This is a genomic window from Glycomyces sambucus (genome assembly GCF_900102815.1).
Taxonomy (GTDB): domain Bacteria; phylum Actinomycetota; class Actinomycetes; order Mycobacteriales; family Micromonosporaceae; genus Glycomyces; species Glycomyces sambucus.
In genome coordinates, this window is record NZ_FNGF01000005.1 from 390,423 (window position 1) to 402,987 (window position 12,565).

General features: G+C 67.3%; 7 protein-coding genes. All 7 read left to right on the forward strand.

Annotation, left to right across the window (positions count from 1 at the left end):
- The first annotated feature begins 316 nt into the window (after nt 1-316).
- The 7 genes from BLS99_RS17080 (at nt 317) to BLS99_RS17110 (ending at nt 12,564) form a co-directional block, all read left to right on the forward strand.
- Nucleotides 317-2,017 (forward strand): ABC transporter substrate-binding protein, encoded by a 1,701-nt coding sequence (locus BLS99_RS17080; protein WP_176953397.1) that lies wholly within the window; start codon nt 317-319, stop codon nt 2,015-2,017.
- A gap of 157 nt (nt 2,018-2,174) precedes the next feature.
- On the forward strand, nt 2,175-3,863 hold the full coding sequence (locus BLS99_RS17085) for an ABC transporter substrate-binding protein (protein WP_176953398.1): 1,689 nt from the start codon (nt 2,175-2,177) through the stop codon (nt 3,861-3,863).
- Between the two features lie 361 nt (nt 3,864-4,224).
- A complete protein-coding gene (locus BLS99_RS17090) occupies nt 4,225-5,931 on the forward strand; it encodes an ABC transporter substrate-binding protein (protein ID WP_176953399.1) in 1,707 nt (568 codons plus the stop codon).
- Nucleotides 5,932-6,265: 334 nt separating this feature from the next.
- Complete coding sequence (locus BLS99_RS17095) at nt 6,266-7,981, forward strand: ABC transporter family substrate-binding protein (RefSeq protein WP_091052385.1); 1,716 nt, start codon at nt 6,266-6,268, stop codon at nt 7,979-7,981.
- Nucleotides 7,982-8,575: 594 nt separating this feature from the next.
- Complete coding sequence (locus tag BLS99_RS17100) at nt 8,576-10,312, forward strand: ABC transporter family substrate-binding protein (protein ID WP_176953400.1); 1,737 nt, start codon at nt 8,576-8,578, stop codon at nt 10,310-10,312.
- Between the two features lie 322 nt (nt 10,313-10,634).
- The gene (locus BLS99_RS17105; RefSeq protein ID WP_091052389.1) at nt 10,635-11,660 is read left to right on the forward strand and encodes an ABC transporter permease; all 1,026 of its coding nucleotides are present in this window, start codon (nt 10,635-10,637) and stop codon (nt 11,658-11,660) included.
- Nucleotides 11,653-12,564 carry an ABC transporter permease gene (locus tag BLS99_RS17110; protein WP_091052392.1) on the forward strand — a complete coding sequence of 304 codons (912 nt, stop codon included), beginning with the start codon at nt 11,653-11,655 and terminating at the stop codon, nt 12,562-12,564. Before BLS99_RS17105 ends, BLS99_RS17110 begins: the two co-directional genes overlap by 8 nt.
- Nucleotide 12,565 lies beyond the last annotated feature (1 nt).

Genomic DNA, 12,565 nt, shown 5'->3' on the forward strand with positions numbered 1-12,565 from the left:
GCGAACGCCGGGATTGTCGGTGAAAGCGATGATATTCACGGATCCCTTCCAGAAACGCCTGAAAGCTGCCTCCACCTGCGGGTTCCTCCACCCTGCGGGGCTCGACCGTACCCAGTGGACGGTCAATGAGGACACTTGGGGCGCAGTGGCATCCCATGCTCATATTCGCCTAGAGCCGTGTGAAACGGTCCAAGCCGCGGGACCCGCGGCGGCGAGACGGCCCCGCACCCCGATGGGCCGGAGCACTGTGAGGAGAGGGATGTTGCGAGCAGGACGACCCGGAACCGGCGCCGTCGGCGTAGGAGCCGCCCTGGTCATGGCCGCAGTCGGCACCACCGCCTGCGGCACCGGAGCGGGAGCCGGCGACCCCGGCTTCGAGGACTGCGCCACCGACCCGGTCGCGTGCAACTCCGGCGACCGCGCCGACGGCGGCGAGGTCGTCTGGGGCATCGACGGGTCCTGGACCGGCTGGAACCCCAACCTCAGCGCCGAGTACACCGTCTACACGCTCCAGGTCACCGCCCCCTACTGGCCCTGGGTCGGCCAGTTCGACCAGGAAGGCGAGTTCGTCCTCAACGACGGCGTCTTCGCCCGCGAACCGGTCCTCGTCAACGAGAGCCCCATGCAGGTCGAGTACACCCTCAACCCAGACGCCACCTGGGGCGACGGCACCGGCATCGGCCTCGACGACTTCGTCTACAACTGGTACGCCCGCTCCGGCAGCGAAGCCCTCTGCCAGGGCTGCACCCCCGCCGCCGCGACCGCCGCCGCCGTCACCTCCATCGAGGAGGGCGCCACCGCCGACAAGATCATCGTCACCTACGGCGACGGCTACTCCTCCTCCGAATGGAAGTACGAACCCGTCCTCTCCAACCCCTCCCACATCGCCGAGGACGAAGGCTTCGACTGGGAGCACGACCCCGCCGCCATGGCCGCCGCCGAGACCCACTTCTCCACCACCGTCCCCACCTGGAGCACCGGGCCCTTCAAGGTCGACGACGCCGAGACCGGCGACTTCGCGATCTACACCCCCAACCCCGAATGGGCCGGCGACACCGAGGTCACCCTCGACGAACTCACCGTCAAGTCCTTCGACTCCGTCGACTCGATCATCACCGAACTGCGCCAGGGCACCGTCGACGGCGCCAGCCCCAGCGGCATCAGCGCCGAGAACGTCGCCACCCTCGCCACCGCCGACGAGATCGCCTTCGACATCGCCCCCGGACCCGGCTGGGGCCACATCGACCTCAACACCAAGAACGAGTTCCTCCAGGACCCCGCCCTCCGCACCGCCGTCTTCCAGGCCATCGACCTCGAAGAACTCATCTCCCGCACCTACGCGAACATCCAGTCCGACGCCGCCCGCAAACTCAACCACCTCTTCCGCAACGACTCCGCCCAGTTCAAGGACCTCCTCTCCGCCTCGGGCCAGGGCGCCGGCGACATGGAACTCGCCCGCACCACCCTCGAGACCGCCGGATACACCTGGGACGGCGACGGCCGCCTCCACACCCCAGGCGGCGACCAGGTCGCCTTCAACTACCGGTTCGCCGACGGCAGCGACGACCGCCAGACCATGGCCGACCTCATCGCGTTCAACCTGGGCGACATCGGCATCGACCTCGAACTCAAGCCCTTCCCCGTCGCCGACCTCGGCCCGACCATCTCCGAATCCGACTTCGACATGGTCAACTACGGCTGGACCTCCGCCCCCGTCTTCGTCTCCCGCGCCTCCCAGTACTGGGCCTCCGACTCCGCCTCCAACTACGGACAGAACGAGGACCCCGAACTCGACGCCATGCTCACCGCCCTCGCCGCCGAAGTCGACCCCGACCAGGCCGTCGAGCAGGCCAACGCCATCGTCGCCCGCGTCATCGAGGACGCCTACGTCCTGCCCACCGTGGACACCCCCGTCGCCATCATGGTCGCCGAGGACCTCGTCAACGTCCGCGACAACTGGGCCTCCCAGCAGCGAGCGCTCTACAACGTCGCCGAGTGGGGGATCAGGGACCGGTAAGAGCACAGAAGCGAGTGCCGATCACGAACGGCCCGGTGCCCCCGCACCGGGCCGCACGTTTGCCTGAAACTCCCCGAAAACGGGCGCTCCAGGTGTAACGATGATCCAGTCGCGTCCGCCTAGGCGCGGCCACAAAGGATTCAGGGGGAGTGGTCATATGCGACCTGCAAGGGCAACCGCGCTGGCAGTGGCCGGTGCGGCGGCGCTCGCGGCGGGGGCGCTCGGCGCCTGCGGCGGCGGCAGCGACAGCGGCAGCGGCGACGGCGACGTCACCTGGGCGATCAGCTCGGGCTGGGACTCGTGGAACCCGAACACGAGCGAGGGCAACAACAGCTACCTCAACCAGGTGCTGACCCCCGGGGCCGCCTCCTTCGGCGACTTCAACCCGGACGGCGACTTCGTCTTCAACGACGCCGTGCTCGCCAAACTCCCCGAACTCACCTCCGAGGCCCCGCTGACGGTCGACTACACCCTCAACGAGAACGCCCAGTGGTCCGACGGCGAGCCCATCCGCGCCGAGGACTTCATCTACATCTGGTACCAGATGTCCGGCAACGCCGACTACTGCAACCAGGAGCAGTGCGCGCCCGCCACCACCGACTGGGGCGCCAACGTCGCCTCCATCGCCGAGGCCGACGGCGTCGTCACCGTCACCTACATCGACGGCTACCTCAACCCCGAATGGCAGTTCGCCTTCCCGAACCTCATGCCCAGCCACATCATCGAGTCCAACGGCTTCGAGAACTGGCAGACCGACCCGGCCCAGATGGGCGCCAGCGCCGACTGGCTCGGCACCACCGCCCCGACCTGGTCGGCCGGGCCCTACACGCCCACCGACGCCGCCGTCGGCGACTACCTCATCTACGAGCCCAACGACAACTACCAGGGCAGCGTCGACCCCGGCCTCGACAAGCTCACCCTGCGGGTCGTCGAGGGCACCGACGCCATCGTCACCGCCCTGCGCAACGGCGAGATCGACGGCTCCTGGCCCAGCGAGTTCAGCCAGGAGGAGCTCGACAAGCTCGACGGCGACGACGCCATCGCCACCGAGGTGTACGAGGGCAACGTCTGGATCCACATCGACACGAACACCAAGAACCCGCTCCTGGCCGACCAGGTGCTGCGCCAGGCCGTGTTCGCCGCGATCGACAACCAGGAGCTCATCGACCGCGCCTACCCGGACACCGAGGTCGCGCCCCGCACCAACCACTTCTTCAGCCAGACCAGCCAGTTCCACGAGGACTTCCTCAGCCAGACCGACCCGCAGCAGGGCTCGGGCGACGCCGACGCCGCGAACGCCGCGCTCGCGGCCGCGGGCTACACCACCGGCGACACGCTGACCACGCCCGACGGCGACGCGGTCTCGCTGAACTTCCGCTACGGCGAGGGCGACGCGACCCGCACGCTCATCGGCGAGGTCGTCCAGTCGCAGCTCGCCGAGATCGGCATCGACGTGAAGCTGAACGCGATCCCGGACGGCCAGCTCGGCCCGGTCCTGTCCGAGGCCGACTTCGACCTGGTCGTCTACGGCTGGTCGGGCACGCCGGCGTTCACGACCGCGCCGTACCAGTACTTCGGCTCGTCCTCGGGCTCGAACTTCGGCGGGTACGCCCTCGACGGGCTGGACGAGGCGATCGCCAAGGTCACCTCGACCACCTCGCTGGAGGAGGCGGCCGGGTTCGCGAACGACGTCGAGGCCATGGTCATGCCGGCGGCGTTCACGCTGCCGCTGTTCGACGAGCCGCAGTCGACGATCTTCAACCAGAACCTGCTCTCCGGGGTGACCCCGAACGGCAACAGCCAGTCGGGCCCGCTCTGGGACGTCCAGAACTGGAAGCCCGCGTAAGCGGACCAGCATTGCGAACGGCAGGGGCCGCCCGGTTTCGGGCGGCCCCTGCGCCGTGTCTCGGAGCGCCCCTGCGCTGTGCCTCTGAGCGCCCTTGCGCTGAACCGCAGAGCGCCCCCTGCGCTGCACCTCAGTGCGCCCATGCGCAGCGTCTCCGACCGGTCACCGCGTCTCGTTCAGGTAACAATGATCCGCCAAATCCGTACCGGGGCGTTCCCTTCGCCCGGTCGACATGGCACCGTTTGTCGCAGTACTGCCGAGGCGGTCGTCCGCCCCCTCTGCGGCCCGACGGGCTACGGCGCCTCCCCGGGTCCGCGAACGGACAAACCCCCTCGGCCGACCTGATGGAGGAGATACGGCAATGGCTCTTACCCGTAGAGCACTCGGCGGACTGACCATCGGCGGGTCGTCGGCACTCATGCTGGCGGCCTGCGGTGGCAACGAGGACGAAGGCGGCGAGGCCAGCGGCGAGCTGGTCTGGGCGATCGCGTACCCGTGGGAAGCCTGGAACGAGAACACCAGCACCGGCAACAACTCGGCCGGCCACCTCGCGATGACCCCGATGATCTCGGTCGGCTCGATCGGCTACGACTTCGACCCCGAGGGCAACGTCTTCTACGACGACGCCATCTTCGAGGGCGAGCCGGAGCTCATCAGCGAGGCCCCGATGCAGATCCAGGTGACCCTCAAGGAGGGCGCCCAGTGGTCCGACGGCAAGCCGGTCCGCCTGGAGGACTTCATCTTCCAGTGGTACTCGGTCTCGGGCCTGCCCGAGCACGCCAACCAGGAGAAGGCCCTCCCGGCGAGCACCGCCTGGGGCTCCACCGTCGCCTCGATCGAGGAGCCGGAGCCGGGCGTCATCGTCTTCACCTTCACCGAGGGCAACGTCGACCCGGAGTGGAAGTTCACCGGCGGCGTCTACCTGCCCAGCCACTACGCCGAGGAGGAGGGCGGCTTCGCGAACTGGGCCTCCGACCCCGAGGTCATGGGCGACGCGATCACCTGGTTCAACGAGAACCTGTGGACCGTCGTCACCGGCCCGTACAAGCCGGTCGACAACAAGCTCGGCGAGTACATCGTCTACGAGCCCAACGACAAGTACCAGGGCTCGAAGAAGGCCAAGTTCACCAAGCTCACGATGAAGCCGGTGACGGGCATCGAGGCCGAGGTGACCGAGCTGCGGCAGGGCACCATCGCCGGCTGCTGGCCGAACGACTTCTCGCTCGAGATCCTCCAGGAGCTCGACGAGAACCCCGAGGAGTGGAAGTACGAGACGTACGCGGGCGCGACCTGGTCGCACTTCGACATCAACGTCCGCAACGGCTTCCTCAAGGACGTGGAGCTGCGCAAGGCCGTGTTCACCGCGGTCAACATCGGCGAGATCAAGGAGCGGGCGTTCCCCGGCACCGAGGTGCCGTGGCTGGGCAACCACTTCTTCACCGAGGACACCGCGTACTACCAGGACTACCTGACCCCGGCGAACTACGGCCTGGGCGACCTCGACGCCGCCAAGGCCATCCTCACCGCGGCCGGGTACACCTGGAACGGCGACGGGAAGCTGGAGAAGGACGGCGAGCAGGTCGTCTTCAACTTCCGCTTCGCGACCTCGAACGAGATCCGCAAGCTCACCGGCGAGGTCATCCAGGCCCAGCTCGAGCCGCTCGGCGTGGACCTGGAGCTCAAGGGCTTCGGCGACGAGGACTTCGCGGCCACCCTGGCCAGCGCGGACTTCGACATGATCGTGTTCTCGTGGGTCGGCAGCCCGGCGTTCACCACCGGTCCGAACCAGTACTTCTCGACGGACTCGGCCTCGAACTACGGCGGCTACGACGACCCGGTCATCAACGAGCTGCTCCCGAAGGTGCGCGGCACGTTCGACATGGACGAGTCGGCGGACTTCGCGAACCAGATCAGCGCCCAGGCGGTCGCGCAGGCGTTCACCCTGCCGCTGTACTCGAGCCCGCTGTCGGTGCTGTGGAACTCCAAGCTCGTCGACCTGACCGACCCGGTGAACCCGGCCAGCCAGGCCGGCCCGGTCTGGAACGTCCGGGAGTGGCAGGCACCGTGATGAACGCGCGGTGACTCCGGCGCGGATTCCGCGCGCCGATTCACTGCGGTCCGTCCCGATAATTCACTGAATTCCCCCGTGGGGCCGATGCCACATCGGCCCCACGGTCCATTCACACCACACGTGCGCGGGCGCAAAGTCACGAATGCATCACGAATAAACTCCAGTTGGGCCCTTCGCCGTGTCAATCCGCTCACGTCTGTGCCAGTGTTTGTCACAACACCGCCGAGGGCTTACAAGCCTTCCCCCCACACGTTCGTTCGGACGCGAGGCATCGGCGCTTTCGCGTCCAGCCGGAGGCCCCTCGGCATCGATATCTGGAGGAGAAACACTCATGGCTCTGACTCGTAGAGCTCTCGGCGGCCTGACCATCGGCGGCTCCGCCGCCCTCACCCTCGCCGCCTGTGGCGGAAACGAGGACGGCGAAGGCGGCTCCGGCAAGAAGGAGATCGTCTGGGCGATCTCCTCGGCGTGGACCTCCTGGAACGAGAACACCCAGTCGGGCAACAACTCGTACGGCCACCAGGCCATGACCCCGATGACGCCCTGGGGCCAGACCGGCGGCGAGTTCGCCCCGGACGGCGAGTTCCACTACGACGACGCGATCTTCGCGGCCGCCCCCGAGCTCGTGTCGGAAGCCCCGATGCAGATCAAGTACACGCTGAACGAGAACGCCCAGTGGTCGGACGGCAACCCCGTCCGCCTCGAGGACTTCATCTTCCAGTGGTACTCGGTGTCCGGCAACGCCGCGCACGCCAACCAGGAGAAGGCCCTCCCGGCCTCCATCGACTGGGGCTCGCAGATCGCCTCCATCGAGCAGGCCGAGGACGGGACGATCCTCGTGACCTACGTCGAGGGCTACTCCGACCCCGAGTGGCTGTTCTCCTCGACCGTCTACCTCCCCAGCCACATCGCCGAGGCCAACGGCTTCGCCGACTGGCAGACCGACCCCGAGGTCATGGGCGACGCGATCCAGTACTTCGAGGTCACCGCCCCGACCGCCGACGGCCAGGGCGTCCTGGGCACCGGCCCGTACAAGGTCGTCGACGCCAAGCTCGGCGAGTACGTGGTCTACGAGATCAACGAGAACTACCAGGGCTCGATCAAGCCCACCATCGAGAAGCTCACCCTCCGCGTCATCGAGGGCAGCGAGGCCATCACCACCGAGATGCGCCAGGGCACCATCGACGGCGCCTGGCCGAGCGAGTTCTCCGAGGAGGAGAACGCCAAGATCGCCGAGAACCCCGACTTCGCGATGGAGACCTACGCGGGCTCGGTGTGGCAGCACTTCGACTCGAACACCCAGAACAAGTTCCTCAAGGACGTCGAGCTGCGCAAGGCGGTCTTCACCGCCATCAACGTGCAGGACATCTGCGACAAGAACTACCCGGAGACCGGTGTCCAGCAGAAGCTGAGCCACTTCTTCCTGCCGGACAGCCCGTACTGGGTCGACCACATCTCCGCCACCGGCCAGGGCTCGGGCGACGTGGAGGCCGCGAACGCGATCCTCACCGCCGCGGGCTACACGACCGGCGAGACCCTCATGTCGCCCGACGGCGAAGCGGTCACCTTCAACATGCGCTACGCGGACAGCAACCCGGTCCGCAAGCTCGCCGCCGAGCTGGCCCAGGCCAGCCTGGCCGAGATCGGCATCGCGCTGGAACTGGTCGCGATCCCGGACGGCGAGCTCGGCAACGTCCTCGCCGAGGCCGACTTCGACCTGATCATCTTCGGGTGGATCGGCTCCGCCGCCTTCACCGTGCAGCCGAGCCAGTACTTCCACTCGGAGTCGGGTTCGAACTACGGCAAGTACTCCAACCCGGTCGCCGACGAGGCCATCGACAAGGTGCGCTCGACCTTCGACCTCGACGAGGCCGCGCAGTTCACCAACGACGTCGACGCGATCGTCGCCCCCGACGCGTACACGCTGCCCCTCTTCGACGAGCCGCAGGTGTTCTACGTGAACAAGGCCGTCCTGGAGGGCCCGGTCGTGAACCCGGCCAGCCAGGCCGGACCGCTGTGGAACATCCGCGAGTGGAAGATCGTCTAAGGGTTCGCTGAGCCCGAGCGGCGGAGCCCTTTCCGGGCTCCGCCGCTCGACTGATTTCTGAGCGGATTCCGATCGGGTGGCGCACCGGTGACGGTGCGCACCCGGATCGGAGTCGTCGCACGGCCGGAGCCGAACCCCGCAGGCGGCTCTCCGCACGACGACGACACGCCACGGCACGGCACTGCATCATGGCAATACCACGGCAACACGCCACGGCAACACACCACGGCACTACAACAACGGCACCCCCGGGAGACCGGAGGGCCGGACTCCCGGGCCCGTTCCACTGTCGCGACGGGTTTTCCCAGGCAGGCTGTGAAAATCCCACCTTTCGCAGCCATTCAGGGAATGAACATCACGGGAACATAACGAACGAAGCTCATCTCTGGTTCGGCTGCAAGAAACCCGCGATTCCCGTGGAAGGCTGTACCTCGCGTCACCCGACCCGCCGTCACGGAGCGAATGCTCACGTGGAGCCCCACCGCTCCACCCGAGCCAGCGCCGCTCCCGACGGTCGATCGGCCCGGCAGGCACACCGCCCCACGGTGCCCTCCCCGCCGTCCGGTCCGGCGGCGCAAACCCACGAGAGGAACCATGAAGCGACACCACATGGCGGCCGTCGCCGCCTTCTCCTGCACCACCCTGGCCCTGGCGGGCTGCGGGCAGGGGAGTGCGGTCTCGTCCAGCCTGGACGACTGCGTCACCGACGCCGACACCTGCAACTCGGGTGAGCGCGCCGAGGGCGGCGAGATCACGTGGGCCATCGACGCCGGATGGAACAGCTGGAACCAGAACACGGCGGACGGCAACAACGCGTACGTGAGCCTCGCCCTCGCCGGCAGCTGGCCGTACACCGGCCAGTTCGACCAGAACGGCGACTTCATCGTCAACGAGGGCCTGTTCGCCGCCGAGCCCGAGCTCGTGAGCGAGAGCCCGGTGACCGTCGAGTACACCCTCAAGCAGGGCGCGAACTGGGGCGACGGCACCGACATCACCCTCGACGACTTCGTCTACCACTGGTACGCCCGCTCGGGCAACGAGGACCTGTGCGCCGGGTGCACCCCGGCCACCACCACCTACGGGTCCCAGGTCGCCGCGATCGACGGCGACGGCAGCACGGTCACGGTCACCTACGTCGACTCCTACCACTCGGCGGAGTGGAAGTACGAGGAAGTGCTCTCGCTGCCCTCCCACGTCGCCACCGAGCAGGGCTTCGACTGGAAGAACGACCCGGCCGCCATGGCCGCCGCGGAGCTGTACTTCTCCGAGACCGCCCCCACCTGGACCACCGGGCCGTACAAGATCGACGACGCCGCCATGGGCGACTACGTCATCTACACCCCCAACGAGGACTGGGCCGGCGACACCGAGGTCACCCTCGACAAGATCACCTTCCGCGTGATCGAGGGCCTGGAGAACATCGTCACGGCCCTGCGCAACGGCGAGATCGACGGCTCCTCCCCGTTCTCGGCCACCTCCGAGGCGATCACCCAGCTCGAGACCGCCGAGGGCCTGTCCTACTCGGTCGCGGGCGGCCCCAACTGGGAGCACATCGACCTGAACACCCGCAACGAGTTCCTCCAGGACCAGGCCCTGCGCACCGCGGTGTTCCAGGCCATCGACCTGGAGAACATCATCGAGCGCACCTACGCGTTCGTGCAGTCCGACATCGAGCGCAAGAACAACCACCTCTTCCGCAACGGCTCGGAGTACTACACCGACTACCTGACCGCGACCGGCCAGGGCACCGGCGACATCGAGATGGCCAAGGCCACCCTCGACGCCGCCGACTACGAGTGGGACGCCGACGGCAACCTCCTCACCCCCGACGGCGACCAGGTCGAGCTCAACTTCCGGTACCTGGAGACCCGCGAGTCCCGCAAGATCACCGGCGAGCTCACCGCGGCCACCCTCTCCGACCTCGGCATCCAGGTCGAACTCAAGGCGATCCCGGCCGACGCGCTCGGCTCGGTCCTCGCCGAGGCCGACTTCGACATGATCAACTTCGGCTGGAGCTCCGACCCGCTGTTCGTCGGCTCCGCCTCCCAGTACTGGTCCTCCGAGTCCGGTTCGAACTTCGGCCACCTCGAAGACCCGGACCTGGACGCCCTCATCGAGGACATCAACGGCACCCTGGACATGGACGACGCCGCCGCACGCGCCAACGAGGCCGTCAAGCGCGTCATCGAGGACGCCTACGTCCTCCCGATCGTGGACGCACCGGTGATGGTGATGGTCTCCGATAGGTTGGTCAACGTCCGGGACAATTGGGCTTCCCAGCAACGAGCGGCTTACAACATCGCAGAATGGGGTGTGGCAGACACTGAGTAGTTTTTACCTCTTGAGAAGGTTTTACGGTCAAGTTGGTCGAGTAGTCCAAGCTGTTCAATCTGCCCATCTCCGACGCGTGCACGGCCGGCTCAACGCAGGCGGCGCCCACCCGGGCGCAGTGTCCGGCCCGCGGCATCGGGAAGCAGTGATCTAGAGAAGTGCCAGTAGCTCACGGGCAGGGGCTCGGCAACGCCGCCACGGCGGCGGCGCCGAGGCCGCAGAATGGGGAGTCAGTGAGCCCAATGAGGAGCCGCGCGCGAGCGCGGCGGGGCCGGTCGGCAGGCGGACCGGTCCACAGCAGAGAAACCGTTAACGAGGCATTATGGTTGTATTCATAATCCGGCGCACCCTGATGATGATCCCGGTGCTGCTGGGGGCCACTATCCTGTGCTTTGCCCTGGTCGACTTGTCGAACGACCCGGTACAGGACAGGGTCTTCGAGATCGAGCAGTCGACCGGCGAGCCGGTCCCCCAGACCACCATCGACGCCCTCGAGGCGTCCTGGTACTACGACCGATCCGTCCCCGAGCGCTACTGGATCTGGCTCACCGGCGTCGGTGACACCAACGACGACATCGGCCTCCTCCAGGGCAAGTGGGGCCCCTCCATCGAGGGCTCCGCCATGGACATCGGCAACGAGATCTCCTCCAGGTTCTGGATCACGCTCCGGCTGGTCCTGTTCGCCACCATCGCATCGATCGCCATCGCCATTCTCGCCGGTGTCGTCAGCGCGGTCAAACAGTATTCGAAGACCGACTACATCCTGACGTTCCTCGGCTTCCTGTTCCTGGCCATGCCGATCTTCTGGCTCGGCTCCCTCTTCAAGGAGGGCGCCGTCCAGCTGAACAAGATCCTGGGGTCCACGATCTTCCAGACCTACGGGTCGGGGACGACCGGGTTCCAGGGCAACGGCTGGGAGGTCTTCGTCGACTCCCTGCCCTACCTGATCGTGCCCACCCTGGTGCTCATGCTCGGCGGCTACGCCGCGATCTCCCGGTACCAGCGCGCCAGCATGCTCGAGGTCATGAACTCCGACTACGTGCGCCTCGCCCGGGCCAAGGGCGTCCGCAACGGCACCGTCATGCGGCGCCACGCCCTGCGGACCGCCCTCATCCCCGTCGCGACCTTCGCGCCCCTCGCCCTCTCCGGGGCCATGGGCGGCGCGATGGTCACCGAGAGCATCTTCGGCTGGAGGGGCCTGGGCGTGTACTCGCTCGACGCCATCAACGCCGGCGACACCTTCGCCGTCATGGCCTACGTGCTCATCTCCGGCGTCGTCGTCCTGATCGGCGTCCTGATCTCCGACATCCTGTACGGCGTGCTCGACCCGAGGATCCGCTATGAGTAACACCGCTTCCCCGCGCCTCGACGCCGAGGCCATCAGCACCAAGGAGCGCGGCCAGTGGGAACTGGTCGGACGCCGCTTCTTCCGCCACCGCGCGGCCGTCGTCAGCCTCGTGATCTTCGTGCTCGTCGTGCTGTTCGCGTACGTCGGCCCGTTCCTGTGGAAGTGGGACTACAAGATCCACTCGGAGATCCCCTCGTGGGCGGCCCCGAGCATGGAGCACCCGTTCGGCACCGACAAGGCCGGGCGCGACATGCTCGGCGCGATGATGCAGGCGACCAAGCAGTCCCTGAACGTCGCCCTCGTCGTCGCCGTCGGGTCCACGGTCATCGGCGCGCTCTACGGCGCCGTCGCCGGCTTCTACCGCGGCTGGGTCGACTCGGTGCTCATGCGCTTCCTCGACATCATGTTCGTGATCCCGTTCCTGGTGATCACCGGTGCGCTCGCCGGCGCCATCGACACCTCGGTGCGCTGGTACCACATGGCCATCATCCTCGCCGTGTTCGGCTGGACCTCGATCGCGCGCGCCGTGCGCGCCGAGGTGCTGTCGCTCCGGGAGAAGGAGTTCATCGAAGCGGCCCGCAGCGCGGGCGGCTCCGACTGGCACATCATCACCAAGCACCTGATCCCGAACACGATGAGCGTCATCATCGTGTCCGCGACCCTCCAGATCGCCTTCGCCATCCTCTCCGAGACGACCCTGTCGTTCCTCGGCCTGGGCATCCAGAGCCCCGACACCTCGCTCGGCCTCCTCATCGAGGCCGCCGGAGCGTCGGCGTTCAACGAGCACTGGTACCTGTTCTACATCCCGGGTGTCATGATCATCCTCATCGCGCTGACGATCAACTTCATCGGCGACGGCATGCGCGACGCGATGGACCCGCGGCAGACGATGGTGAGGCGATAAG

Excerpts from the sequence above, each read along its gene's own strand:
- BLS99_RS17080 (WP_176953397.1), top strand. The coding sequence starts at position 317 with ATGGCCGCAGTCGGCACCACCGCCTGCGGCACCGGAGCGGGAGCCGGC.
- BLS99_RS17085 (WP_176953398.1), top strand. The coding sequence starts at position 2,175 with ATGCGACCTGCAAGGGCAACCGCGCTGGCAGTGGCCGGTGCGGCGGCG.
- BLS99_RS17090 (WP_176953399.1), top strand. The coding sequence starts at position 4,225 with ATGGCTCTTACCCGTAGAGCACTCGGCGGACTGACCATCGGCGGGTCG.
- BLS99_RS17095 (WP_091052385.1), top strand. The coding sequence starts at position 6,266 with ATGGCTCTGACTCGTAGAGCTCTCGGCGGCCTGACCATCGGCGGCTCC.
- BLS99_RS17100 (WP_176953400.1), top strand. The coding sequence starts at position 8,576 with ATGAAGCGACACCACATGGCGGCCGTCGCCGCCTTCTCCTGCACCACC.
- BLS99_RS17105 (WP_091052389.1), top strand. The coding sequence starts at position 10,635 with ATGGTTGTATTCATAATCCGGCGCACCCTGATGATGATCCCGGTGCTG.
- BLS99_RS17110 (WP_091052392.1), top strand. The coding sequence starts at position 11,653 with ATGAGTAACACCGCTTCCCCGCGCCTCGACGCCGAGGCCATCAGCACC.